The 22,655-nt window shown below is 58.0% G+C and carries 28 protein-coding genes; 11 read left to right on the top strand and 17 right to left on the bottom strand.

The window, feature by feature from the left end:
* Window position 1: 1 nt before the first annotated feature.
* Both cysD and ACZRMH_RS14765 read right to left on the bottom strand, forming a co-directional pair.
* A complete protein-coding gene (gene cysD / locus ACZRMH_RS14770; protein WP_095028988.1) occupies window positions 2-919 on the bottom strand; it encodes a sulfate adenylyltransferase subunit CysD in 918 nt (305 codons plus the stop codon).
* Window positions 920-1,169: 250 nt separating this feature from the next.
* The gene (locus ACZRMH_RS14765; RefSeq protein WP_464014003.1) at window positions 1,170-1,928 is read right to left on the bottom strand and encodes a Nif3-like dinuclear metal center hexameric protein; all 759 of its coding nucleotides are present in this window, start codon (window positions 1,926-1,928) and stop codon (window positions 1,170-1,172) included.
* Between the two features lie 100 nt (window positions 1,929-2,028).
* On the opposite strand from ACZRMH_RS14765, the gene algW reads away from it, so the two are divergent.
* Window positions 2,029-3,186: a Do family serine endopeptidase AlgW gene (algW, locus tag ACZRMH_RS14760; RefSeq protein ID WP_464014002.1), complete on the top strand. Its 1,158-nt coding sequence runs from the start codon at window positions 2,029-2,031 to the stop codon at window positions 3,184-3,186.
* A 121-nt stretch (window positions 3,187-3,307) separates the two neighbouring features.
* Here algW and hisC read toward each other — a convergent pair whose 3' ends face one another.
* The 10 genes from hisC to ACZRMH_RS14710 all read right to left on the bottom strand — a co-directional run bounded on the left by hisC (window position 3,308) and on the right by ACZRMH_RS14710 (window position 11,366).
* A complete protein-coding gene (gene hisC, locus ACZRMH_RS14755) occupies window positions 3,308-4,360 on the bottom strand; it encodes a histidinol-phosphate transaminase (protein WP_464014001.1) in 1,053 nt (350 codons plus the stop codon).
* A gap of 2 nt (window positions 4,361-4,362) precedes the next feature.
* Window positions 4,363-5,688: a histidinol dehydrogenase gene (gene hisD, locus ACZRMH_RS14750; protein WP_464014000.1), complete on the bottom strand. Its 1,326-nt coding sequence runs from the start codon at window positions 5,686-5,688 to the stop codon at window positions 4,363-4,365.
* Window positions 5,689-5,851: 163 nt separating this feature from the next.
* Window positions 5,852-6,487, bottom strand: a complete 636-nt coding sequence (hisG, locus tag ACZRMH_RS14745) for an ATP phosphoribosyltransferase (RefSeq protein WP_016781809.1) — start codon at window positions 6,485-6,487, stop codon at window positions 5,852-5,854.
* A gap of 181 nt (window positions 6,488-6,668) precedes the next feature.
* A complete protein-coding gene (gene murA / locus ACZRMH_RS14740; protein ID WP_464013999.1) occupies window positions 6,669-7,934 on the bottom strand; it encodes a UDP-N-acetylglucosamine 1-carboxyvinyltransferase in 1,266 nt (421 codons plus the stop codon).
* A 31-nt stretch (window positions 7,935-7,965) separates the two neighbouring features.
* Window positions 7,966-8,205 (bottom strand): BolA family protein, encoded by a 240-nt coding sequence (locus ACZRMH_RS14735; protein WP_003439919.1) that lies wholly within the window; start codon window positions 8,203-8,205, stop codon window positions 7,966-7,968.
* Between the two features lie 114 nt (window positions 8,206-8,319).
* The gene (locus tag ACZRMH_RS14730) at window positions 8,320-8,625 is read right to left on the bottom strand and encodes an STAS domain-containing protein (RefSeq protein ID WP_464013998.1); all 306 of its coding nucleotides are present in this window, start codon (window positions 8,623-8,625) and stop codon (window positions 8,320-8,322) included.
* Window positions 8,622-9,281 carry an MlaC/ttg2D family ABC transporter substrate-binding protein gene (locus tag ACZRMH_RS14725; RefSeq protein ID WP_464013997.1) on the bottom strand — a complete coding sequence of 220 codons (660 nt, stop codon included), beginning with the start codon at window positions 9,279-9,281 and terminating at the stop codon, window positions 8,622-8,624. The genes ACZRMH_RS14730 and ACZRMH_RS14725 overlap by 4 nt, the downstream gene beginning before the upstream one ends.
* Window positions 9,282-9,292: 11 nt before the next feature.
* Window positions 9,293-9,760 (bottom strand): outer membrane lipid asymmetry maintenance protein MlaD, encoded by a 468-nt coding sequence (gene mlaD / locus ACZRMH_RS14720; protein WP_464013996.1) that lies wholly within the window; start codon window positions 9,758-9,760, stop codon window positions 9,293-9,295.
* The gene (mlaE, locus tag ACZRMH_RS14715; protein WP_464013995.1) at window positions 9,760-10,557 is read right to left on the bottom strand and encodes a lipid asymmetry maintenance ABC transporter permease subunit MlaE; all 798 of its coding nucleotides are present in this window, start codon (window positions 10,555-10,557) and stop codon (window positions 9,760-9,762) included. The genes mlaD and mlaE overlap by 1 nt, the downstream gene beginning before the upstream one ends.
* Window positions 10,557-11,366: an ATP-binding cassette domain-containing protein gene (locus ACZRMH_RS14710; RefSeq protein WP_464013994.1), complete on the bottom strand. Its 810-nt coding sequence runs from the start codon at window positions 11,364-11,366 to the stop codon at window positions 10,557-10,559. The genes mlaE and ACZRMH_RS14710 overlap by 1 nt, the downstream gene beginning before the upstream one ends.
* Before the next feature lie 293 nt (window positions 11,367-11,659).
* Here ACZRMH_RS14710 and ACZRMH_RS14705 point away from each other — a divergent pair, with 293 nt between their 5' ends.
* The 10 genes from ACZRMH_RS14705 (at window position 11,660) to ACZRMH_RS14660 (ending at window position 18,735) form a co-directional block, all read left to right on the top strand.
* On the top strand, window positions 11,660-12,634 hold the full coding sequence (locus ACZRMH_RS14705; RefSeq protein ID WP_464013993.1) for a KpsF/GutQ family sugar-phosphate isomerase: 975 nt from the start codon (window positions 11,660-11,662) through the stop codon (window positions 12,632-12,634).
* Window positions 12,634-13,158, top strand: coding sequence for a KdsC family phosphatase (locus tag ACZRMH_RS14700; protein ID WP_016781801.1), 525 nt, complete (start codon window positions 12,634-12,636; stop codon window positions 13,156-13,158). Before ACZRMH_RS14705 ends, ACZRMH_RS14700 begins: the two co-directional genes overlap by 1 nt.
* An 8-nt stretch (window positions 13,159-13,166) precedes the next feature.
* Window positions 13,167-13,739 carry an LPS export ABC transporter periplasmic protein LptC gene (lptC, locus tag ACZRMH_RS14695; RefSeq protein ID WP_464013992.1) on the top strand — a complete coding sequence of 191 codons (573 nt, stop codon included), beginning with the start codon at window positions 13,167-13,169 and terminating at the stop codon, window positions 13,737-13,739.
* Window positions 13,726-14,271, top strand: a complete 546-nt coding sequence (lptA, locus tag ACZRMH_RS14690; protein ID WP_464013991.1) for a lipopolysaccharide transport periplasmic protein LptA — start codon at window positions 13,726-13,728, stop codon at window positions 14,269-14,271. Before lptC ends, lptA begins: the two co-directional genes overlap by 14 nt.
* Window positions 14,271-14,996 (top strand): LPS export ABC transporter ATP-binding protein, encoded by a 726-nt coding sequence (gene lptB, locus ACZRMH_RS14685; RefSeq protein WP_464013990.1) that lies wholly within the window; start codon window positions 14,271-14,273, stop codon window positions 14,994-14,996. The genes lptA and lptB overlap by 1 nt, the downstream gene beginning before the upstream one ends.
* 236 nt (window positions 14,997-15,232) lie before the next feature.
* Window positions 15,233-16,726: an RNA polymerase factor sigma-54 gene (locus tag ACZRMH_RS14680; RefSeq protein WP_464013989.1), complete on the top strand. Its 1,494-nt coding sequence runs from the start codon at window positions 15,233-15,235 to the stop codon at window positions 16,724-16,726.
* Between the two features lie 75 nt (window positions 16,727-16,801).
* Window positions 16,802-17,110 carry a ribosome hibernation-promoting factor, HPF/YfiA family gene (gene hpf, locus ACZRMH_RS14675; protein WP_016781796.1) on the top strand — a complete coding sequence of 103 codons (309 nt, stop codon included), beginning with the start codon at window positions 16,802-16,804 and terminating at the stop codon, window positions 17,108-17,110.
* Between the two features lie 12 nt (window positions 17,111-17,122).
* Complete coding sequence (gene ptsN / locus ACZRMH_RS14670) at window positions 17,123-17,587, top strand: PTS IIA-like nitrogen regulatory protein PtsN (protein ID WP_095001138.1); 465 nt, start codon at window positions 17,123-17,125, stop codon at window positions 17,585-17,587.
* Window positions 17,588-17,589: 2 nt separating this feature from the next.
* Window positions 17,590-18,447, top strand: coding sequence for an RNase adapter RapZ (rapZ, locus tag ACZRMH_RS14665; protein WP_464013988.1), 858 nt, complete (start codon window positions 17,590-17,592; stop codon window positions 18,445-18,447).
* Between the two features lie 15 nt (window positions 18,448-18,462).
* On the top strand, window positions 18,463-18,735 hold the full coding sequence (locus ACZRMH_RS14660) for an HPr family phosphocarrier protein (protein WP_464013987.1): 273 nt from the start codon (window positions 18,463-18,465) through the stop codon (window positions 18,733-18,735).
* Between the two features lie 111 nt (window positions 18,736-18,846).
* Here ACZRMH_RS14660 and ACZRMH_RS14655 read toward each other — a convergent pair whose 3' ends face one another.
* From ACZRMH_RS14655 to ACZRMH_RS14635, 5 genes are read right to left on the bottom strand one after another with little or no spacing between them, the layout of a single operon-like run.
* Window positions 18,847-19,740: a ZIP family metal transporter gene (locus ACZRMH_RS14655; RefSeq protein ID WP_464013986.1), complete on the bottom strand. Its 894-nt coding sequence runs from the start codon at window positions 19,738-19,740 to the stop codon at window positions 18,847-18,849.
* A 27-nt stretch (window positions 19,741-19,767) separates the two neighbouring features.
* A complete protein-coding gene (locus ACZRMH_RS14650; protein WP_464013985.1) occupies window positions 19,768-20,379 on the bottom strand; it encodes a superoxide dismutase in 612 nt (203 codons plus the stop codon).
* A gap of 1 nt (window position 20,380) precedes the next feature.
* Entirely contained in the window at window positions 20,381-20,830 is a 450-nt protein-coding gene (locus ACZRMH_RS14645) for a hypothetical protein (protein ID WP_464013984.1), read from the bottom strand.
* A gap of 27 nt (window positions 20,831-20,857) precedes the next feature.
* Complete coding sequence (locus ACZRMH_RS14640; protein WP_464013983.1) at window positions 20,858-22,234, bottom strand: class II fumarate hydratase; 1,377 nt, start codon at window positions 22,232-22,234, stop codon at window positions 20,858-20,860.
* Window positions 22,227-22,622, bottom strand: a complete 396-nt coding sequence (locus tag ACZRMH_RS14635; RefSeq protein WP_464013982.1) for a FagA protein — start codon at window positions 22,620-22,622, stop codon at window positions 22,227-22,229. The genes ACZRMH_RS14640 and ACZRMH_RS14635 overlap by 8 nt, the downstream gene beginning before the upstream one ends.
* Window positions 22,623-22,655 lie beyond the last annotated feature (33 nt).

Raw genomic sequence — 22,655 nt, 5'->3', positions numbered from 1 at the left:
CTTAGAAATAACCTTGACGTTTTTTATCTTCCATTGAGCCTGCGCCATCGTGATCGATGACTCGGCCCTGGCGCTCGGAAGTTCGCGTCAGGAGCATTTCCTGGATGATGTCGGTCAGGGTTTCAGCCTCGGACTCCACCGCGCCGGTCAGCGGGTAGCAACCCAGGGTACGGAAACGGACCTTTTTCTTGACGATGCGCGCCTTGTCTTCGTCAGACAGGTGCTCAAGGATGCGGTCGTCGTCGATCATGATCAACGTGCCGTTCTTCTCGATCACATCGCGTTCGGCGGCGAAGTACAGCGGCACGATCGGGATGCCTTCAAGGTAGATGTACTGCCAGATATCCAGCTCGGTCCAGTTCGACAACGGGAATACGCGGATCGATTCACCCTTGTTGACGTTGCCGTTGTAGACGTTCCACAACTCGGGACGCTGGTTTTTCGGGTCCCAGCGGTGCTTGCTGTCGCGGAAGGAGTACACGCGCTCTTTGGCACGGGATTTCTCTTCGTCGCGACGCGCACCACCAAAGGCGGCATCAAAACCGTATTTGTCCAGAGCCTGCTTCAGACCCTCGGTCTTCATGATGTCGGTGTGCTTGGCGCTGCCGTGGGTGAAAGGGTTGATCCCTTGTGCCACGCCGTCCGGGTTGACGTGAGTGATCAGATCCAGGCCCAGCTCGGCGACCATCTTGTCGCGAAAGCTGTACATCTCCTGGAATTTCCACTGGGTGTCGACATGCATCACCGGAAACGGCAGCTTGCCAGGGAAAAAGGCCTTGCGAGCAAGGTGCAGCATCACGGCGGAATCTTTACCGATCGAGTACAGCATCACCGGGTTATCGAACTCGGCGGCCACCTCGCGGATGATGTGGATGCTTTCCGCCTCCAGCTGTTTCAGGTGCGTCAGTTTGTCGACCATGGCTACTCACGAAAGCTATCTTATGAACGGCCTGCGGGCCGTGTTCGAGGCTCGAATGCTAGCACAGCGCCCTCTTCTATAGATGGCGCCTACTAGATCGAAACGGTCTAAGAATAGATCCCGGAGTTTGGGCTGCGCGCCCCCTGTGGGAGCGGGCTTGCTCGCGATTGCATCAACGCAGTTTGCCTGACATATCGCAGCGCCTGCATCGCGAGCAAGCCCGCTCCCACAAGGGTGAGTTGTTGAATGTTCAGATCGGATTCGGGCAATCGATAAACAGATGTTCCAGGGCAAAGCGGCGCGCCAGGTAATCACCCAAAGCCTGCACACCATAACGCTCGGTGGCGTGATGACCAGCGGCGATAAAACTGATGTCGTTTTCCCGGGCACTATGGAAAGTCTGCTCCGAGGCTTCACCACTCAGGTACAGATCAACCCCGGCCAATACAGCCTGATCGATAAATCCCTGCCCGCCACCGGTGCACCAGCCCACGCGGCGGATCATCTCGCTGCCTTCAATCAGCAACGGCTCACGCCCAAGCGCTTCTTGCACGCGACGGGCAAAATCGCGAGCGGTCACCGGCTCGGCCAATGAGCCCACCAGCCCCACCACTTTCAAGTTGCCCGGTTCCAGCGGGCCTTCGACAGTGATATCCAGCTGTCGCGCTAATTGCACGTTATTGCCCACTTCAGGGTGCAGATCCAGCGGCAAGTGATACGCCAGTAAGCTGATATCGTGCTTGAGCAGGGTTTTCAGGCGGCGCTGCTTCATGCCGGTAACGCACGGATCTTCACCTTTCCAGAAGTAGCCATGATGCACCAGCACTAGATCAGCCTGAGCCTCGACTGCGGCATCCAGCAATGCCTGGCTGGCGGTCACACCACTGACAATACGCATCACCTGCGGGCGGCCTTCGACCTGCAGGCCATTGGGGCAATAATCGGCGATGGCGGCACAGTTAAGGTAACGATTTGCTTCTTCTACCAGCGTGCTCAGGGAGACAGCCATAAAAGACTCCTAAATATAGCGTTCAGAGCCGGGCGGCCCTCGTATAATGGCGCCATTATGGGCCGTCAGAATGGCTCTGCAACCTTCAGGACTGAGTTCAATGTTTAAGGCTTTGCGTTTCTTTGGCTGGCCACTGCTGGCTGGCGTGCTTATCGCTTTGCTGATTATTCAGCGTTACCCGCAATGGGTTGGGCTGCCGAGCCTGGACGTCAATCTGCAACAAGCCCCGCAAACCAGCTACATGCAGCAAGGGCCGGTGACCTACGCCGATGCCGTGGTGCGTGCGGCTCCGGCGGTGGCCAACCTGTACACCACCAAAGTGGTGAATAAAAACGCCCGCCCATTGTTTGAGGATCCGCAGTTTCGCCACTTTTTCGGTAACAACGAACCCAAGCAGCGACGCATGGAGTCCAGCCTGGGTTCGGCAGTACTGATGAGTCCCGAAGGCTATCTGCTGACCAACAACCACGTGGTCGCCGGTGCCGATCAGATTGTGGTAGCGCTCAAGGATGGCCGTGAAACCCACGCCCGGGTTATCGGCAGCGACCCGGAGACCGATCTGGCGGTACTGAAGATCGACCTGAAAAACCTGCCGGCCATTACCATTGGCCGCTCGGACACCCTGCGCATCGGTGATATTGCCCTGGCCATCGGTAACCCGTTTGGCGTTGGCCAAACCACCACCATGGGCATCATCAGTGCCACCGGGCGCAATCAGTTGGGCCTGAACAATTACGAAGACTTTATCCAGACCGATGCCGCGATCAACCCCGGCAACTCGGGTGGTGCGCTGGTAGATGCCAACGGCAATCTGACCGGGATCAACACCGCGATCTTCTCCAAGTCCGGCGGCTCGCAAGGCATCGGCTTTGCCATCCCGATCAACCTGGCCATGGAAGTCATGAAATCGATTATCGAGCACGGTCAGGTGATTCGTGGCTGGCTAGGGATCGAGGTGCAGCCGCTGACCCAGGAACTGGCCGAGTCGTTTGGCCTGAGTGGTCGTCCGGGGATTGTTGTGGCGGGGATTTTCCGTGATGGCCCGGCACAGAAAGCCGGTTTGCAGCTGGGGGATGTGATTCTGAGTATTGATGGCGAGCCTGCCAGCGATGGTCGTCGCTCGATGAATCAGGTGGCGCGGATCAAGCCTTCGGACAAGATCACGATCCAGGTAATGCGCAACGGCAAAGAGCTCAAGCTTACTGCCGAAGTAGGTCTGCGCCCGCCGCAGGAACAACCGCCGCAGACGCAAGAATAAACGGTAAATACCCTGTGGGAGCGGGCTTGCTCGCGATAATATCGACACGGTTTGACTGAGTGACCGCGCCGCCTGCATCGCGAGCAAGCCCGCTCCCACACCCTGGTTAAAGGGGCGGGCTTTAAATATCTGACAACCCTTCAATCAACGCCGCATTCTGCTCCGGCGTACCAATGCTGATCCGCAGGAACTGGGCAATGCGCAGTTGCTTGAAGTGACGCACGATCACACCCTGTTCGCGCAATTTGGCCGCCAGCGCCGCCGCATCGTGTTCCGGGTGACGGGCGAAGATAAAGTTCGCCGCCGACGGCAGCACTTCAAAGCCCAGCGCCTGCAACTGCCCGACAACCTGTTCGCGACTGTCGATCACCAACTGGCAGGTCTGCTCGAAATACTCACGATCAGCAAACGCGGCCGCAGCACCGGCAATCGCGATACGATCCAGCGGATAGGAGTTGAAGCTGTTCTTGATCCGCTCCAGCGCTTCGATCAGATCCGGGTGACCCACCGCCAGCCCGACCCGCAAGCCGGCCAGGGAACGGGACTTGGACAGGGTCTGGGTCACCAGCAGGTTCGGGTAGCGATCCACCAGGCTGATGGCCGTCTCGCCACCAAAGTCGATATAGGCCTCATCCACCACCACCACTGAATCGGGGCTGGCCTTGAGGATCTGCTCAATGGCGTCCAGCGCCAGCAGGCAACCGGTCGGGGCGTTGGGGTTCGGGAAGATAATTCCGCCATTGGGCCGGGCATAGTCCGCAGGCTGGATCTGGAATTGTTCATCCAGCGCTACAGCGTCAAATTCGATGCCGTACAAACCGCAGTAAACCGGATAGAAGCTGTAGCTGATATCCGGAAACAGCAGCGGCTTGTCGTGCTGAAACAGGCCATTGAACACATGGGCCAGCACTTCGTCCGAACCGTTGCCCAAAAACACCTGGGCGGTCTGCACAGCGTAGTAGTCAGCCACTGCCTGCTTGAGCAGATCGCTGTTCGGGTCGGGGTACAAACGCAGGTTGTCGTTGATCTCGCCCTGCATCGCTGCCAGCGCTTTAGGCGATGGCCCGTAGGGGTTTTCATTGGTGTTGAGCTTGACCAGTTTGGTCAGCTTCGGCTGCTCGCCCGGTACATAAGGCACCAGCTCTTTAACGAATGGACTCCAGAACTTGCTCATGCTTATTGCCCCTGTTCGTCGGCGATGATGCGGTATTCGGCACTGCGGGCGTGGCCGGTGAGCGATTCGCCGCGTGCGAGAATCGAGGCGGTCTTGCCCAGGTCGGAAGCACCCTGCTCGGAGCAGAAGATGATCGAGGAGCGCTTCTGGAAGTCATACACACCCAGCGGTGACGAAAAACGCGCGGTGCCGGAAGTCGGCAATACGTGGTTCGGCCCCGCACAGTAATCACCCAGGGCCTCGGAGGTGTGACGGCCCATAAAGATCGCGCCCGCATGGCGGATCTGCGGCAGCCAGGCTTGCGGGTCGGCCACCGACAGCTCCAGGTGCTCCGGGGCAATGCGGTTGGCAACGTCGATGGCTTGCTGCATGTCGTTAACCAAAATCAACGCACCACGACCATTGATCGAGGTTTCGATGATTTCGGCTCGCTCCATGGTCGGCAGCAGTTTGGCGATGCTGGCCGCCACCTTGTCGAGGAACTCGGCATCGGGGCTGACCAGAATCGCTTGCGCGTCTTCGTCGTGCTCGGCCTGGGAGAACAGGTCCATGGCAATCCAGTCCGGGTCGGTCTGGCCGTCGCACACCACGAGAATTTCCGAAGGACCGGCAATCATGTCGATACCGACCTGGCCAAATACATGGCGCTTGGCAGTCGCAACATAGATATTGCCCGGCCCGACCACCTTGTCGACTTTCGGCACGCTTTCAGTGCCATAGGCCAGTGCCGCAACGGCTTGCGCGCCGCCGATGGTGAACACCCGGTCAACGCCAGCGATGCAGGCGGCGGCCAGCACCAGTTCATTGATTTCACCACGGGGGGTTGGCACCACCATCACCACTTCGGTGACACCGGCGACCTTGGCAGGAATGGCGTTCATCAGCACCGACGACGGGTACGAGGCTTTACCACCCGGCACGTACAGGCCGGCACGGTCCAGTGGCGTGACTTTCTGGCCCAGCACCGTGCCGTCTGCTTCGGTGTAGCTCCAGGAGTCCTGCTTCTGTTTCTCGTGGTAGCTGCGTACACGCTGCGCGGCTTTTTCCAGCGCTTCACGTTGTGGCGCGGTGATGCGGGTCAGGGCCAGCTCCAGACGCTCGCGTGGCAGGATCAAGTCCGCCATGGAGTTAACGGCCAGCCCGTCAAAGCGCTGGGTGAACTCAACCAGGGCAGCGTCGCCCCGCTCACGCACGGCTTTGATGATATCGAGCACACGCTGGTTGACCGAGTCGTCAGACACACTTTCCCAGCTCAGCAGATGATCCAGATGCTGCGCGAAATCCGGGTCAGCAGCGTTGAGTCGGCGAATTGCAGTGGGAGCGGTCATAGCGAGGGCCTCGGTAATGGGCGAATGCTGGGAATTTATGATGTTGCAGATCTCAGGCACCACAAGACTACCAAGCCATCCGCGTGGGTACCTGAGATTTCTGGCGGTTACACGGATGGGTGGGCGCAACGTCGGGCTCTATGCCGGTAGTCGCGCGGGCGGGTCAGCCGCGGTGTCGCGATTCCACTGCCTTGCGCAGGGTATCGATCAGGGCTTGAATGCGGGCGTGCTGCATTTTCATCGAAGCCTTGTTGACCACCAGACGGGAGCTGATGGCGGCAATGAATTCCTGGGGTTCCAGGCCATTGGCACGCAAGGTGTTGCCGGTATCGACCACGTCGATGATCTTGTCCGCCAGGCCAATAAGCGGCGCCAGCTCCATCGAGCCGTACAGCTTGATGATGTCGACCTGACGGCCTTGCTCGGCGTAGTAGCGCTTGGCGACATTGACGAACTTGGTGGCAACGCGCAGGCGACCTTTGGGTTCAGCGACACCGATGGCACCGGCAGTCATCAGCTTGCACTGGGCAATCTGAAGGTCCAGCGGCTCGTAAAGGCCCTGGCCACCGTACTCCATCAGCACGTCTTTGCCGGCCACACCGAGGTCTGCCGCACCATGTTCAACATAGGTAGGCACGTCGGTAGCACGAACGATCAGCAGGCGTACATCCGGCTGGGAGGTCGGGATAATCAGCTTGCGGCTTTTGTCCGGATTCTCGGTCGGCACAATGCCCGCTTCAGCCAGAAGCGGCAGGGTGTCGTCAAGGATACGGCCCTTGGACAGTGCAATGGTCAACATGGGAAACGTAAGTCCTTATCAGGGTACTTTTGCCCGGTCGCAATCGGCGCCGGACAAGCATCGAGCCTGATATCAGGCTCGACTTGAACGATTCGAGGCCAGGTAAGGTAACGCTTGCAAGCCGTTACGTCACCTGGCAGCTGGACACTATCCCTGTGCCCATGCAGCCAGACAGCAAAAACTAGCCCGGAACGCGGCGGATTTTGGCGCCCAGCATTTGCAGTTTCTCTTCGATGCACTCATAGCCACGATCTATGTGGTAGATGCGATCGATCAGGGTGTCGCCTTCAGCTACCAGAGCCGAGATCACCAGGCTGGCCGAGGCACGCAGGTCGGTCGCCATGACTGGCGCGCCCTTGAGGGTTTCAGTGCCGGTAACGATGGCCGTGTTGCCTTCAACCTGGATCTTGGCGCCCATGCGGTGCAGTTCGTACACATGCATGAAACGGTTTTCGAAGATCGTCTCGATCACTGCGCCCGTGCCTTCGGCAATGGCGTTGAGGGAGATGAACTGCGCCTGCATGTCGGTCGGGAACGCCGGGTACGGAGCTGTACGCACGTTCACCGCTTTAGGGCGCTTGCCGTGCATGTTCAGTTCGATCCAGTCTTCACCACAGGTGATTTCAGCACCCGCTTCCTTGAGCTTTTCCAGTACGGCTTCAAGGATGGTCGGATCAGTGTCCTTGACCTTCACACGGCCACCGGTCACGGCTGCGGCTACCAGGTAAGTACCGGTTTCGATACGGTCCGGCATGACGCGGTAGGTCGCTGGGTGCAGCTCTTTGACGCCATCGATGGTGATGGTGTCAGTGCCGGCACCGCTGACCTTGGCGCCCATGGCGTTAAGGAAGTTGGCCAGGTCGACGACTTCAGGCTCGCGTGCAGAGTTCTGCAATACGCTGCGGCCATTGGCCAGAGCTGCGGCCATCATGATGTTTTCAGTACCGGTCACACTGACTGTATCGAAGAAGAAGTTGGCACCGTGCAAGCCGCCTTCAGGCGCTTTGGCTTTGATGTAGCCGCCTTCAACGTCAATCACTGCACCCATGGCTTCAAGGCCGCGGATGTGCAGGTCAACCGGACGCGAACCAATGGCGCAACCGCCTGGCAACGCCACTTCGGCGTAACCGAAGCGGGCAACCATCGGCCCCAGCACCAGGATCGACGCACGCATGGTTTTCACCAGTTCGTACGGGGCAACCAGGGTCTTGATGGTGTTCGGGTTGATTTCGACGCTGAGCTTTTCATCGATCACCGGCTCAATGCCCATGCGACCGAACAGCTCGATCATGGTGGTGATGTCATGCAAATGCGGCAGGTTGGCTACAGTCACCGGCCCATTGCACAGCAGGGTCGCTGCCAGGATCGGCAGGGCGGAGTTCTTCGCCCCGGAAATGCGGATTTCGCCATCAAGACGGGCACCGCCGGTAATAATCAATTTATCCATAACAATCTCGACGCCAATGGGCTCAGGGGGCTCAGGTGCGCTCGGCCCAGGCCGCGCTGCTGAAGAATTTCATAGTGACCGCATGGATGCTGCCATCAGCGATCCACGGGTTCAAATGGGCATAGATGCTTTGTTGACGTTTGACCGGGCTCAGAGCCACCAGTTCGTCACTAATCACGTTCAGCTGAAAGTTGCAGCCTTCGCCCTCAACTTCTACCTGGGTACCAGGCAGCTTTCCTTCAAGAAAGCTCTTCACTTCTACGGCCTGCATGCTCAACCTCAATCGGCGCCTAACGCGCGCGGGTCGGCCATCATACAAAAAAGCCCCGCGCCTGCGAACCCCGCATAGCAGGACTCTGACGGGGGGCTTTTGTATAAGTGGCTATTAATGATGTGCCAACAGTTCGGTCAAACCCGAGACCTGGGCGATTTCGCGCATGTCTTCGGGCATGGCACGAATGCTCAATGGCTTGTTCAGGGCTTGCGCATCACGGATGTAACACAGCAACAGTGACAAACCGACGCTGCTGGATTTTGTGACCGCAGAGCAATCTACAACCAGCTCCCTGGCCAGGGCTTTGTTGATCAGGGCCTGGCCATCAGAACGCAAACGAGGGCCCGTGCGAAAATCGAGTACGCCACTGAGACGCAGCTCGCTCTCGCCGGCCAGTGTTACAGCCGCCTCGCTCATTGGCCTGCAGCCTTGGGCGAAGCCGCATCGGTGGTCTGCTTGGCCTTGGCCACTTCGCCAGCCCAGTTATCGATGGTTTTATCCAGGTTGTTACCGTTGCGCTGCATGGCATCGGCGAACTGGTCACGGAACAGCTTGCCAATATTGATGCCGTTGATGATCACGTTGCGCACTTTCCACTCGCCGTTAACCTTGTTAAGGGTATAGGACAAAGGATAAATGGCACCGCTATCGCCTTTTACGGTCATGTCGACGCTGGTGCGATCGCCGCTTTCATCCTTGGCTGGCCCAACGGTGATGCCCTGATTCTTGAATTCAAGCAAGGCGTTGCCGTAGAACTGCATCAGGCTGCGCTTGAAGTTCTCTTGAAAACGCTGCATCTGCGCAGGCGTGGCATTGCGCGAGTACTTGACGGTCATGATGCTTTTGGAGATGCCATCAACATCTACAGCAGGGCCGACAATTTCGTTCAGGGCATCGTAGAACTTGCTCGGGCTTTGCTTGTACTGTTCTTTGTTGGCAGCCAGGTCGGCCAGCAACCGGGTCGTTGTGTCTGAAACGATGTCATGGGCAGACTGCCCTGGCGCAGCATTCGCCGCCAGCGGAAGAGCTGCAGCCAGAATTACCAGCAGGCCACGGCGCAAGAGAGAAATCATCTGAAAGCTCCTTATTTGGCTTCTTTGCTAACGGTATTGAGCAGGAATTTACCAATCAGGTCTTCAAGAACCAAGGACGACTGAGTGTCGTGAATGGTGTCCCCATCCTTGAGCACGGCGTCTTCACCGCCCACGCTCAGACCAATGTATTTTTCGCCCAGCAGGCCCGCGGTGAGAATAGACGCTGTCGAATCGACCGGCAGATTATCCACCGCCTTCCCCACCTGAAGAGTGACACGGGCCCTATAGTTGTCACGGTCCAGATCAATCGCCGTTACCTTGCCGATAGTCACGCCAGCCATGGTGACTTTGGCGCGCACGGTCAGGCCGGCAATATTGTCAAAATCGGCATAAAGCTTATAGGTATCGGTGCTCGCAGTCGGGGACAGTCCGCTGACCCGCAGGGCAAGCAACAGCAAAGCCAGGATGCCAGCCAGCAGGAACAGGCCGACACCGATTTCCATGGTGCGGTTTTGCATCAGAAATCTCCAAACATCAAGGCAGTCAAAATAAAGTCCAGGCCGAGGACTGCCAGTGAGGCATACACCACGGTCTTGGTAGTGGCACGGCTGATCCCCTCTGAAGTGGGCTCGCAGTCATAACCTTGAAACACGGCAATCCAGGTCACCACAAAGGCAAAAACGATGCTTTTGATGATCCCGTTAAGTACGTCACCACTGAAGGTTACGCTGTTTTGCATATTGGCCCAGTAGGAGCCGTCGTAGACGCCCAGCCAGTCCACTGCAACCCACGATCCGCCCCAGATGCCGACCACACTGAAAATCATCGCCAGCACCGGCAGGGAAATAAACCCGGCCCACAACCGCGGCGCAACGATGTACTTGAGCGGGTCGACCCCGATCATTTCAAGGCTCGACAGTTGCTCGGTGGATTTCATGTTGCCGATTTCAGCCGTCAGCGCAGACCCGGCACGACCGGCAAACAGCAAAGCCGTGACCACCGGCCCCAGCTCGCGCAGCAGGGTCAGGGCAACCATCTGCCCTACCGCCTGCTCGGAACCATAGCTGGAGAGGATACTGAAGCCTTGCAGCGCCAGTACCATGCCGATAAAAATGCCGGACACAACAATAATCACCAGCGACATGACGCCGACGGAGTGCAGTTGCTTGAGCAAGAGCCCAAAACTGCCACCGATACCGCCACGCCCCAGCAATGCATGAAACAGGAAAACCGTCGAACGCCCCAGCACCGCGACGATATCGATCCCGGCCCGACCAAACAGGCCGATACGGTCCATTAATGAAGTCTTGCGCATCAGCGCTTCCCCAGTAGATCGGTTCGGTAGTCCGACGCCGGAAAGTGAAACGGAACCGGGCCATCCGGATCGCCGGTCATAAACTGACGAATGCGCGGATTATCGGCGTTCATCAATTCTTCAGGCGTACCCTGCCCCAGCACCTGGCCATCACCAACGACATAAAGATAGTCGGCGATACTCGCGGTTTCGGCCAGATCGTGGGAAACCACAATACTGGTGATACCCAGCGCATCGTTGAGCAGACGAATCAGGCGCACCAACACGCCCATGGCAATGGGATCCTGGCCCACGAAGGGCTCGTCATACATCAGGATTTGTGGATCCAGGGCAATCGCCCGCGCCAAGGCCACCCGACGCTTCATGCCGCCGGACAACTCATCGGGCATCAGGTCGATAGCCCCGCGCAAGCCCACCGCCTGCAATTTCAGCAACACGATGTCACGAATCATTTCTTCCGGCAGCTGGGTATGCACCCGCAGCGGGAAGGCAACGTTCTCGAACACGTCCAGATCGGTAAACAGCGCACCGCTCTGAAACAGCACACCCATATCCTTGCGGGCATCAAACAAATCACTGCGCGACAGGGTCGGCAGGTTTTGATTGTTGACCCACACTTCGCCGCTGCTGGGACGCAGTTGCATGCCCATCAGGCGCAATAGTGTGGTTTTGCCGCAGCCCGACGGGCCCATGATTCCCGTGACCTTGCCACGAGGAATACGAATATCGACATTATTGAAGATGCTGCGCGTACCGCGCTTGAAGGACACTCCCTTCAGCTCGACCGCGTAGGCGTTATCGGCGCTCATCTAAACTCCTTGCGATGCAGCCTCTGCCTCTCACCCGGACACCAAACTTCATATTAAAGAAGCACGCGTTCCCTGGCGGGCCGAACTGGCGGCGAACTATACCACTGCTGATAGTGACCGCCCAAGACCGAAGGAGTGCCGCTTCAGCCTCAATACAGTGAAATAAAGAGGTTTTTTCTGTAAGCAGGTGAGTAGTTTGCGTATTGAGACAACAAAGCACTGCGATCAAGCGTGAGGGAACGTCGCATAACCGCTATAATCCTGGCCTTTTCTCAGGCTACCCGACTTCAACCATGAGCCAATCCAGCGACCTGATTCAATCCGCCCAACGCACCATCCGCCTCGAAATGGAAGCCGTAGAGGGCTTGCTGGCCCATATCGACGCAGATTTCGTACGCGCTTGCGAGATGATTCTGGCAAGTAAAGGCAGGGTAGTCGTGGTCGGCATGGGCAAGTCAGGGCATATCGGCAACAAGATTGCCGCTACCTTGGCCAGCACCGGCACCACGGCGTTTTTCGTCCATCCGGCAGAAGCCAGCCACGGCGACATGGGCATGATCACCCGCGATGACATCATCCTCGCCCTGTCCAACTCCGGTTCAACCGCCGAAATCGTTACCTTGCTGCCCCTGATCAAACGCCTGGGCATCAAGCTGATCAGCATGACCGGCAACCCTGAGTCGCCGCTGGCCAAGGCCGCCGATGTCAGCCTTGACGCACGTGTAGCCCAGGAAGCGTGCCCATTAAATCTGGCACCAACCTCCTCCACTACCGCGACCCTGGTACTGGGTGATGCCCTGGCCATTGCGCTGCTGGAAGCCCGCGGCTTTACGGCGGAAGACTTTGCCTTCTCGCACCCTGGTGGCGCACTGGGCCGTCGCCTGCTGCTCAAGGTTGAGAACGTCATGCACTCCGGCGAAGAGCTGCCGCAAGTCGTACGCGGTACCTTGCTCAAGGAAGCCCTGATGGAAATGACCCACAAGGGCCTGGGCATGACTGTGGTGATTGAAGAAGACGGTCGACTGGCCGGGATCTTTACTGACGGCGACTTGCGCCGCACCCTGGACCGCGAAATCGATATCCGCAATGCCACCATCGATGCCGTCATGACCCCACACGGCAAGACCGCCCGCGCGGACATGCTGGCGGCAGAAGCCCTGAAAATCATGGAAGACCACAAAATCAGCGCGCTGGTGGTGGTCGACCAGCAAGACCGCCCGGTGGGCGCCTTGAACATGCACGATCTGCTACGCGCAGGAGTAATGTAATGACCCAGGAACTTCTCAAGCGCGGCAAAGGCATCAAACTGGCCATTTTTGACGTTGACGGCGTGTTGACCGACGGTCGCCTGTACTTCCTCGAAGATGGCAGCGAATTCAAGACCTTCAACACCCTCGACGGCCAGGGCATCAAAATGCTCATGGCCGCCGGAGTGCAGACGGCAATCATCAGCGGTCGCAAAACCCCGGTAGTCGAGCGTCGCGCGCAAAACCTGGGCATCCCGTACCTGTACCAGGGCCGTGAAGACAAATTGGTGGTACTGGACGAGCTTCTTGGCCAACTCAACCTAAGCTATGAGCAGGTTGCCTACCTTGGCGATGACTTGCCTGACCTGCCGGTTATCCGCCGGGTGGGGCTGGGCATGGCAGTGGCCAACGCCGCCAGCTTTGTCCGCGAACATGCCCACGGTGTTACCCAGGCACGTGGCGGTGAAGGTGCCGCCCGCGAATTCTGCGAGCTGATTCTGCGTGCCCAGGGCAGCCTGGACGCAGCCCACGCCGCCTACCTATAGAGCCTTCTATGCTGAGCAAAAAGATTCGCCAAATAGTGCTGTTCGCAGTGATTGCTTCGCTGTTTGCAGCTGTTGGCTACTGGAATATCAGACCGGAGCGTTTTCTCGACACCCCTACCCTGGCTGTTGATGAACACGCTATCGACTACTACGCCACCAATGCCCGCAGCCTGCAGTTTTTACCCGACGGCAAGCTGCAGTACGAATTGACCTCCGACAAGCTTGAACATTTGAAGGCTTCAGAGGTCACTCTTTTGACCAACCCCGACATGAACCTGTATCGCGGCACGGTCTACCCGTGGCACGTGCAGAGCGAACGCGGCGAAGTCAACCCGGACGGTACCGAAGTCGAGCTGATCGATTCGGTGCGCATTGCGCGCACCGACGAGAAAAAACGCACCACCATTATCACCAGTACCCGCATGACTGTATTCCCGCAGAAGGAATATGCGCAGACCGAGCGAGACGTTAGAATCGACGGCGCTGGCGGCGTAACGACTGGCAAGGGCATGAAAGCATATTTGAAAGACGGCAGGATGGACCTGCTGTCCAACGTAAGAGGACAGTATGAGTCTCGTTAAAACCCTCCCTTTATTGCTCAGTTTGAGCGCAGCACTGGGAAGCGTGAGCGCCTGGGCTCTGCCGAACGACAACGAACAACCTATCCGCATCCAGGCCAACGAGGCGCAACTGGATGACAAGCAAGGCGTTGCCACCTACAAGGGCGATGTCATCATCACCCAGGGCTCGATGAAAATCACCGGCAACACTGTGACCATTACTCGCAACGCAGCGGGCGAAATCGACGTGGTGACTTCCGTCGGTAACCTGGCTTACTTCGAGCAATTGCAAAAAGCTACCGACCCTAAACCGGTCCAGGCTTATGCCGTCACCATTCAATACCATGCGCCGCAAAACCGCATCGTGCTGATCGACAAGGCCAAGGTCATCAACGACGGCAACACCACCGAAGGCGAGAAAATCGTCTACGACACGGTCAAGCAAGTCGCCAACGCCGGCCGGGCCACGGGTGCCAATGTCACCGCGCCACGCCCGCGCATTGACATGGTAATCCAGCCCAAGAAGAAAACCGACCAGCAGAAGGCCCAGTAATGGCAACTCTGAAAGCCCAGCATCTGGCCAAAAGCTACAAGAGCCGTCAGGTCGTGCGTGATGTCAGCCTGTCGATCGACAGCGGGCAAATCGTGGGCCTGCTCGGCCCTAACGGCGCGGGTAAAACCACGTGTTTCTACATGATCGTCGGCCTGGTGCATGCCGATCAGGGCCGCGTCCTGATCGACGATCTGGACGTCAGCCATGAACCAATGCACGGTCGCGCACGCGCCGGTATCGGTTACTTGCCGCAGGAAGCCTCGATCTTTCGCAAGTTGTCGGTCGCCGACAACATCATGGCGATCCTCGAAACCCGCAAGGAACTCGACAAGGCAGGCCGGCGCAAAGAGCTGGAAAGCCTGCTGCAGGAATTCCACATCAACCACATTCGCGACAACCTGGGCATGAGCCTGTCGGGTGGTGAGCGTCGCCGGGTAGAAATTGCCCGCGCACTGGCCACCGCGCCCAAGTTTATCCTGCTCGACGAACCCTTTGCCGGGGTTGACCCGATCTCGGTCGGCGATATCAAGCAAATCATTCACCACCTCAAGGCCAAGGGCATTGGCGTACTGATCACCGATCACAATGTGCGCGAAACCCTCGATATCTGCGAAACCGCCTATATCGTCAACGACGGCCAACTGATCGCCGAAGGTGATGCTGAAACGATTCTGGCCAACAAGTTGGTGAGAGAAGTTTACCTGGGTCACGAGTTCCGCCTGTAAGGCAAGGCAACTCCCGGACACCAAAGCGCCTGACCAGCAAAAAGCCTACCGGCTATTTACTGGCCCGGCGCGCGACAGGCCGCACAAAACTGACGCCATGGCCACTAAACTAATTTAGACCGCCCCCTAGGCAAACGCACCAGTTTCAGGCATATAATTTGCTTATGTTTGGCGCTCACGCGCCCTGTAGTGGATGGCGCCATGTGCGCCGGCGAATAAGGTGTTAAGCCCCTGCCATGAAACCATCGCTAGTCCTGAGAATGGGCCAGCAGCTGACAATGACACCTCAGCTGCAACAGGCCATCCGCCTGCTCCAATTGTCGACCCTCGATCTGCAACAGGAAATCCAGGAAGCTCTGGAATCCAACCCGATGCTCGAGCGCCAAGAAGAAGGCGACGACTTCGACAACGCAGACCCTCTTGCCGACAACATTGAGCAAAAACCCAATACCGACGTTCAGGAACCCACCTATCAGGAGTCCGCGCAAACCGTAGACAACCTGGAAGAAGGCGACTGGAACGACCGCATCCCCAATGAATTGCCGGTCGACACCGCCTGGGAAGACGTCTACCAGACCAGCGCCAGCAGCCTGCCAAGCAACGATGACGACGAGTGGGACTTCACCACCCGCACCTCTGTCGGTGAAAGCCTGCAAAGCCACCTGCTCTGGCAATTGAACCTGGTGCCGATGTCGGATACCGACCGCCTGATCGGCGTAACCCTGATTGATTGCATCAACAACCAGGGCTACCTGGACGAAAGCCTCGAAGAAATTCTCGAAGCGTTCGACCCGGAACTGGATATCGAGCTCGATGAAATCGAAGCCGTTCTGCACCGTATTCAGCAGTTCGAGCCTTCGGGCATTGGTGCACGCAATCTGGGCGAGTGCCTGCTGCTGCAATTGCGTCAGCTGTCAGCCAAGACACCCTGGCTGAACGAAGCCAAGCGCCTGGTCACGGACTACATCGACCTGCTGGGCGCACGCGACTACAGCCAGCTTATGCGTCGCATGAAGCTCAAAGAGGATGAACTGCGCCAGGTCATCGAACTGGTACAAAGCCTCAATCCGCGCCCGGGCTCGCAGATCGAATCCAGCGAAGCCGAATACGTCGTACCTGACGTGATCGTGCGCAAGGACAATGACCGCTGGCTGGTAGAACTCAACCAGGAGTCGGTGCCGCGCCTGCGGGTGAACGCGCAGTACGCAGGTTTTGTGCGCCGCGCCGACACCAGCGCCGACAACACCTTTATGCGCAACCAGCTGCAAGAAGCCCGCTGGTTTATCAAAAGCCTGCAAAGCCGCAACGAAACCCTGATGAAAGTGGCGACCCAGATCGTCGAGCATCAGCGCGGGTTTCTGGAGTATGGCGACGAGGCCATGAAGCCTCTGGTGCTGCACGACATCGCCGAAGCGGTGGGCATGCACGAATCCACCATCTCGCGGGTGACCACGCAAAAATTCATGCATACCCCACGGGGTATTTATGAGCTGAAGTACTTTTTCTCCAGCCACGTCAGCACCTCTGAAGGCGGTGAATGCTCCTCCACCGCGATCCGCGCCATCATCAAAAAACTGGTTGCTGCGGAAAATCAGAAAAAGCCGTTGAGTGACAGCAAGATCGCTGGTTTACTGGAGGCACAAGGTATTCAGGTAGCCCGTCGCACCGTCGCCAAGTACCGCGAATCCCTCGGGATAGCGCCTTCGAGCGAACGCAAGCGTTTGATGTAAGCCACGGACCCCGGCGTTTCAGTGGCAGGCTGCTCGGCCTGCTGCTTTATGCAATGGCATCAAAGGAGAAACTGTATGCAAGTCAACATCAGTGGACACCAACTGGAAGTCACCGAACCGCTACGCGCATACATCGGCGAAAAACTCGACCGACTGGAGCGTCACTTCGACAAGATTACCAACGTACAGGTAACGATGGCGGTCGAAAAACTGAAACAGAAAATCGAGGCCACCTTGCACATCCATGGAGGAGAAGTCGTTGCCAACGCCGAGCATGACGACATGTATGCCGCCATTGATCTGCTCACTGACAAGCTTGATCGCCAACTGAAAAAGCATAAGGAAAAGACCCAAAGCCTGCTCCAGGGCGCAACCGGTCGTTAATACTCCCTACCCATGATCCGACTTGAAAGTATCCTGACCCCCGGCCGTTCCTTGGTGAACGCGCCGGGCGGCAGTAAAAAGCGCGCACTCGAACACATTGCCAACCTGATCAGCCGCGAAGTGCCTGGTCTGGAAATGCAGGATGTATTCGAGAGCCTGATTGCCCGTGAAAAACTGGGATCCACCGGTTTTGGCAACGGCATCGCCATACCCCATTGCCGCCTCAAGGGCTGCGAGTCGCCTGTCAGCGCCTTGCTGCACCTCGATGCTCCCATAGATTTCGACGCCATCGATGGCGCGCCGGTCGACCTGCTGTTCGTTTTGCTGGTGCCAGAAGCGGCAACCGATGCACATCTGGAACTGCTCCGGCAGATCGCCAGCATGCTCGATCGTAAAGACGTACGCGAAAGACTGCGTAATGCACCCAGCAACGAAGCGTTGTATCAGGTTGTTCTGGACGTACAGAACGGTCATTAATCATGCGCTTAGTCATAGTCAGCGGACGCTCCGGCTCCGGTAAAAGCACTGCCCTCGCCGTTCTTGAAGACAACGGTTTCTATTGCATCGACAACCTGCCTGCCGGTTTGCTGCCTGAACTGGCCGAGCGGGCGCTGATTCATACTGAATTGGCGCAACCGCTGGTAGCCGTGTCGATCGATGCACGCAACCTGCCAAGCCATCTGTCGCGCTTCCCGCAGTTGCTTGAAGAGGTTCGCAGCCGTCATATCCAGTGCGATGTCCTGTACCTGGATGCCGACGAGGAGACCCTGCTCAAGCGCTTCTCGGAAACACGCAGGCGCCACCCGCTCAGCAGCGCAAGCCGCTCGCTGGCCGAAGCCATTCGCGATGAAACCCAGTTGCTTGGGCCAATCGTTGACCTCGCTGACCTGACCATCAACACCACCAATCTGAACCTGTATCAGCTACGTGACACCATCAAGTTGCGCCTGCTGAACAAGCCTGAGCCCGGCACCGCCTTTTTGGTCGAGTCGTTTGGCTTCAAGCGCGGGATGCCGGTAGATGCCGATTTGGTGTTTGACGTGCGCTGCCTGCCCAACCCCTACTGGAAGCCCGAGTTGCGTGAGCAATCCGGGCTGGACCAGCCGGTGGCGGAGTATCTGGCCGCACAACCAGATGTAGAGGAGATGTTTCAGGACATCTCCAGCTACCTGCTTAAGTGGCTGCCGCGCTTTGCTGCCAGCAACCGTGCCTATGTGACCATTGGTATTGGCTGCACAGGCGGGCATCACCGCTCGGTGTACCTGACTGAACGCCTGGGCAAATGCCTGCAAGAAACTCTGAAGAACGTCCAGGTTCGCCACCGCGACCTAACTTGAAGGATCTACCCCGCGATGCCTGCACTGGAAATTGAAATCATCAACAAACTGGGCCTGCACGCCCGGGCGTCAGCAAAGTTCGTCGGTGTCGCAGGGCAGTTTCCGTGTCAGGTCCGGGCAGGTCGCACACCTGAGTCCATGGTCGATGGCAAAAGTATCATGGCCATGATGATGCTTGCAGCTGGCAAGGGCACCACCATCCACCTAAAGACCGAGGGTGAGCAAGAGCAGGAAGCGCTGGATGCGCTGGCCAAGCTCATCAACAACTTCTTTGATGAAGGCGAATAAAGCAGCAACACCGATCCTGTGGGAGCGGGCTTGCTCGCGATTCAGGCGCCTCGGTCTATCTGATTGATCGAGGTGATGCTATCGCGAGCAAGCCCGCTCCCACAGTAGTTTTTACCCCAGCGCCGTATCCATCACCATCATCAGGCAAAAGCCGACACACAAGCCCAGGCTCGCCAGTTTCTCGTGACCATTGCGCCGGGACTCCGGTATCACTTCCTGGGTCACCACCAGCAGCATCGCCCCTGCGGCCAATGCCAGCCCCAACGGCAACAACACCTCAGCCAGATTCACCAGCCAGGCGCAGAGCACAGCAAACACCGGCTCAACCAAACCTGAAGCCGCACCAATCAGGAACGCCTTGACCCGCGACATCCCCGCCCCAGCCAGCACCAGAGCAATCACCAGACCTTCCGGCACATCCTGCAAGGCAATGCCCATGGCCAGGCTATCGGCATCAGGCATGCCGCCACCTGCCGACACCCCTACCGCCATGCCCTCGGGAATGTTATGCGCCACTATCGCAATCACAAACAACCAGATGCGCGGAGCAATGACCGGCTCACCGGGGCGGCCGACAAAAACCTCCGGCCCTGCACCCGAGACCTTGCGATCCACCAGAAACAGGCAGAATGCGCCCAGCAAAATACCTGCGCTGACCAGCCCGCTGGAAGCCCAGGGTGACAAACCCAGGCTTTGGGCGGCAGCAATGCCCGGCACGATCAACGAAAAAGCCGTAGCTGCCAGCATTACCCCGGCACCAAAGCCAAGCAAGGTATCACTGACCGCCATCGGCATCTTGCGAATCACCAGCACCGGCACCGCACCCAATGCAGTCCCCAGCGCACAGAGCGAACCACCCTGCAGCGCCCGCAGCAACTTCGGCTCCAGATCCAGCCAGACCAGACCCTTGGCCACCAGCAAGGCCATGCCCGCTAACAGCAAGAGCGTGCCGAGGGCATAGCGAAACATTCGTACCCCACCGACCGCCATTATTTGCGTGCCCATAATCCGCCTGAATCCTTTTAAGTGGGCTCAGCCGATCGCTGCTTGATAACGGCGCGCCACTTCGGGCCAATTAATCACGTTATAGAACGCGTTAATGTATTCCGGACGGCGATTCTGATAACGAAGGTAGTAGGCATGTTCCCAAACGTCCAGCCCCAGAATCGGCGTATTACCGTTCATCAGTGGGCTGTCCTGGTTGCCACTGCTTTCGATCACCAGTTTTTTTTGCGGGGTCACGCTCAGCCAGGCCCAACCACTGCCAAAACGGGTCAACGCCGCCTTGGTGAAGTTCTCCTTGAATACCTCAAGGCCACCCAGTTGCTCATCAATGGCCTTGGCCAGCGCACCTTCAGGCTTGCCCCCGCCTTTAGGGCTCATGACTTCCCAGAACAACGAGTGGTTGGCATGCCCGCCGCCCTGGTTAATCACGGCAGCCCGCAGCTTTTCGGGCAACTGGTTGACACTGGCTACCAGTTTTTCCACCGGCCACTGTGCCCACTCCGTGCCCTCCACTGCCGCGTTCAGGTTGTTGATGTAAGTCTGGTGATGCTTGGTGTAGTGGATTTCCATGGTTTGCGCATCGATATGCGGTTCAAGCGCGTCGTAGGCATAAGGCAAGGCAGGCAAGGTATAAGTCATATCAATGTGCTCCTAAGTGATGGCCGCTAACAGTCGAGAACTCATGGCTGGTCTGAGCCACATTGCTTTTGAGCAACAGATTGGAGCGCGGGTATTCACCGTGCTCGCTGATGAAGTTCAAAAGCTCTACATAGGTTTTGCTGCTCTGGCGCAGCGCAGCTTCACGCAGTGCTAGCGTCAGGCGCGTGTTCTGCATGGTTTGCAGCAACCTCTGATGGATCGCACAGAGGTACTCCACGCTTTCCTCTGGCTGGTTGAGGCGCAAATGCAGATCCGCCAGGTTGTGGTGCGAAATGACACAGGCCGCCACTGCTTCGTCGGCATCACTCCAGCGCTCGAACAACACCTGTGCCAGCGCGAGCGCCTGCAGGTAATGCTCTCGGGCATCAACCAGCTCGCCTTCGGCGAAACAGCGATTGGCTCTTTCGATCGTGCGTTTCCAGTGCTCCATGTGAGCCTCCAAAGCAGTGTCGATGGGTTAAACGCCGCCAGCAGTCAACTTCTCGGGATCGAGTAATACTTCAAGCTGGCTACGTGGCAGATCGGTGTACTCAAGCGCCACATCAATCACCGGGCGCCCTTGCTGGTAGGCGGTCTTGGCGATTTCAGCGGCCTTCTGATAGCCGATGATCGGGTTAAGCGCCGTCACCAGAATCGGGTTGCGCGACAGCGCCTCTTTGAGCTTGGCCTCGTTGACCTTGAAGCTGGCAATGGCCTTGTCGGCCAGCAAGCGGCTGGAGTTGGCCAACAACTCGATGCTGCTCAGCAGGTTCTGGGCAATCACCGGTAACATCACGTTCAGCTCGAAGTTGCCGGACTGACCGGCGATGGTGATCACCGTGTCGTTACCGATCACCTGGGCGGCAACCATTGCCGTGGCTTCCGGGATTACCGGGTTGACCTTGCCCGGCATGATCGAGGAGCCTGGCTGCAAGGCTTCAAGCTCGATCTCGCCCAGGCCGGCCAAGGGACCGGAGTTCATCCAGCGCAGGTCGTTGGCAATTTTCATCAGCGACACCGCGGTGGCCTTAAGCTGCCCCGATACGGATACGGCGGTGTCCTGCGAACCGATCAGGGCAAACAGGTCCTTGCCCGGGGTGAACTTCACCTGGGTCAAAGCACTAAGCTGCTGGCTGAACAAGGCAGCAAACTGCGGGTGCGCGTTAATCCCGGTGCCTACCGCCGTGCCACCCTGGGCCAGCGACTGCAATGCTGGCTGCAAGTTGTGCAGGTGCTCGATATTGGCCTTGAGTTGCTGCGCCCAGCCGTTGAGCACCTGGCTCATACGCACAGGCATGGCGTCCATCAAGTGGGTTCGGCCAGTTTTGACGTAGACGTGAACCTGTTCGGCCTTGTGCTCGATAACCTGCACCAGATGCGTCAGTGCCGGCAGCAACTGTTCATGCAGGCCCAAAGCGGCGCTGACGTGAATGGTGGTGGGGATAATGTCGTTGCTGCTTTGCCCGCAGTTGACGTGATCATTGGGGTTGACCGGCTCACCCAGCAGACGCGTGGCCAGGGTTGCGATCACTTCATTGGCGTTCATGTTGGAGCTGGTGCCCGAACCGGTCTGGAAAATATCCACCGGAAAGTGCTCCATGAAGTCACCCGTCAGCAGGATCTGCGCAGCCTCGACAATGGCCTCGCCCTGGGCCGCACTGATCTGCTTGAGCTCGACGTTAGCCTGGGCAGCGGCGGCCTTGGCCAGAATCAGTGCGCGAATGAATTGCGCAGGCATGCGTTGATGGCTGATGGGGAAGTTGTCCACTGCACGCTGGGTCTGTGCGCCATACAGCGCCGCCTCAGGCACGCGCAACTCGCCCATGCTGTCACGTTCGATACGAGTGTTACTCATCGGGAAATCCTTGCACCAGTTCTGTTAAAGAAATTGAAGGTTCGAGCTCGCAGGTCGCCAACTGCCAGGCAAAGCTTTGCCAGCGCTTGAGTCGGCAGTTGCAAAGGGCTTGGGTTTCGAGGTCGCGCAGCGGACGCCAGGCGTGGTCCAGACACTGGGTGCGCCAGTGCCACGGCAGCGCGGTGTCGGTTGCAGTGTCCAGCAGCAGCCGGAAGGTGGTGACGGCAATCATCCACGGCGAGGTTGCCGTGCAGCCCGCAAGGTAGCGGCCTTCAGCCAGGTAGTGCTCGATCAGGCGCGGCTCGTTTGGCGCCAGCCCGCAACGGATCTGGCGGCTCATCCAGCGCCAGCTTTCTAGATAAGGCCCTTCACGCAAGGCAGAACTCATGACCCAGGCTCACTCGATAATGAGATTCATTAT

The organism is Pseudomonas sp. B414, from assembly GCF_055408445.1.
Note: the sequence above shows the minus strand (reverse complement) of the source record. Positions and strands in the feature narration are given on the sequence as shown.

What these genes read in the sequence shown, in the direction of transcription:
- murA (WP_464013999.1), bottom strand. Translation starts at nt 7,934, where the DNA reads ATGGATAAATTGATTATTACCGGCGGTGCCCGTCTTGATGGCGAAATC.
- ACZRMH_RS14730 (WP_464013998.1), bottom strand. Translation starts at nt 8,625, where the DNA reads ATGAGCGAGGCGGCTGTAACACTGGCCGGCGAGAGCGAGCTGCGTCTC.
- hpf (WP_016781796.1), top strand. Translation starts at nt 16,802, where the DNA reads ATGCAAGTCAACATCAGTGGACACCAACTGGAAGTCACCGAACCGCTA.
- ACZRMH_RS14635 (WP_464013982.1), bottom strand. Translation starts at nt 22,622, where the DNA reads ATGAGTTCTGCCTTGCGTGAAGGGCCTTATCTAGAAAGCTGGCGCTGG.
- mlaD (WP_464013996.1), bottom strand. Translation starts at nt 9,760, where the DNA reads ATGCAAAACCGCACCATGGAAATCGGTGTCGGCCTGTTCCTGCTGGCT.
- ACZRMH_RS14700 (WP_016781801.1), top strand. Translation starts at nt 12,634, where the DNA reads ATGACCCAGGAACTTCTCAAGCGCGGCAAAGGCATCAAACTGGCCATT.
- hisG (WP_016781809.1), bottom strand. Translation starts at nt 6,487, where the DNA reads ATGTTGACCATTGCACTGTCCAAGGGCCGTATCCTTGACGACACCCTG.
- ACZRMH_RS14765 (WP_464014003.1), bottom strand. Translation starts at nt 1,928, where the DNA reads ATGGCTGTCTCCCTGAGCACGCTGGTAGAAGAAGCAAATCGTTACCTT.
- mlaE (WP_464013995.1), bottom strand. Translation starts at nt 10,557, where the DNA reads ATGCGCAAGACTTCATTAATGGACCGTATCGGCCTGTTTGGTCGGGCC.
- lptA (WP_464013991.1), top strand. Translation starts at nt 13,726, where the DNA reads ATGAGTCTCGTTAAAACCCTCCCTTTATTGCTCAGTTTGAGCGCAGCA.
- hisC (WP_464014001.1), bottom strand. Translation starts at nt 4,360, where the DNA reads ATGAGCAAGTTCTGGAGTCCATTCGTTAAAGAGCTGGTGCCTTATGTA.
- ACZRMH_RS14705 (WP_464013993.1), top strand. Translation starts at nt 11,660, where the DNA reads ATGAGCCAATCCAGCGACCTGATTCAATCCGCCCAACGCACCATCCGC.
- ptsN (WP_095001138.1), top strand. Translation starts at nt 17,123, where the DNA reads ATGATCCGACTTGAAAGTATCCTGACCCCCGGCCGTTCCTTGGTGAAC.
- lptC (WP_464013992.1), top strand. Translation starts at nt 13,167, where the DNA reads ATGCTGAGCAAAAAGATTCGCCAAATAGTGCTGTTCGCAGTGATTGCT.
- cysD (WP_095028988.1), bottom strand. Translation starts at nt 919, where the DNA reads ATGGTCGACAAACTGACGCACCTGAAACAGCTGGAGGCGGAAAGCATC.
- ACZRMH_RS14645 (WP_464013984.1), bottom strand. Translation starts at nt 20,830, where the DNA reads ATGGAGCACTGGAAACGCACGATCGAAAGAGCCAATCGCTGTTTCGCC.
- ACZRMH_RS14655 (WP_464013986.1), bottom strand. Translation starts at nt 19,740, where the DNA reads ATGGGCACGCAAATAATGGCGGTCGGTGGGGTACGAATGTTTCGCTAT.
- ACZRMH_RS14680 (WP_464013989.1), top strand. Translation starts at nt 15,233, where the DNA reads ATGAAACCATCGCTAGTCCTGAGAATGGGCCAGCAGCTGACAATGACA.
- ACZRMH_RS14660 (WP_464013987.1), top strand. Translation starts at nt 18,463, where the DNA reads ATGCCTGCACTGGAAATTGAAATCATCAACAAACTGGGCCTGCACGCC.
- lptB (WP_464013990.1), top strand. Translation starts at nt 14,271, where the DNA reads ATGGCAACTCTGAAAGCCCAGCATCTGGCCAAAAGCTACAAGAGCCGT.
- ACZRMH_RS14725 (WP_464013997.1), bottom strand. Translation starts at nt 9,281, where the DNA reads ATGATTTCTCTCTTGCGCCGTGGCCTGCTGGTAATTCTGGCTGCAGCT.
- ACZRMH_RS14640 (WP_464013983.1), bottom strand. Translation starts at nt 22,234, where the DNA reads ATGAGTAACACTCGTATCGAACGTGACAGCATGGGCGAGTTGCGCGTG.
- ACZRMH_RS14650 (WP_464013985.1), bottom strand. Translation starts at nt 20,379, where the DNA reads ATGACTTATACCTTGCCTGCCTTGCCTTATGCCTACGACGCGCTTGAA.
- ACZRMH_RS14735 (WP_003439919.1), bottom strand. Translation starts at nt 8,205, where the DNA reads ATGCAGGCCGTAGAAGTGAAGAGCTTTCTTGAAGGAAAGCTGCCTGGT.
- rapZ (WP_464013988.1), top strand. Translation starts at nt 17,590, where the DNA reads ATGCGCTTAGTCATAGTCAGCGGACGCTCCGGCTCCGGTAAAAGCACT.
- algW (WP_464014002.1), top strand. Translation starts at nt 2,029, where the DNA reads ATGTTTAAGGCTTTGCGTTTCTTTGGCTGGCCACTGCTGGCTGGCGTG.
- ACZRMH_RS14710 (WP_464013994.1), bottom strand. Translation starts at nt 11,366, where the DNA reads ATGAGCGCCGATAACGCCTACGCGGTCGAGCTGAAGGGAGTGTCCTTC.
- hisD (WP_464014000.1), bottom strand. Translation starts at nt 5,688, where the DNA reads ATGACCGCTCCCACTGCAATTCGCCGACTCAACGCTGCTGACCCGGAT.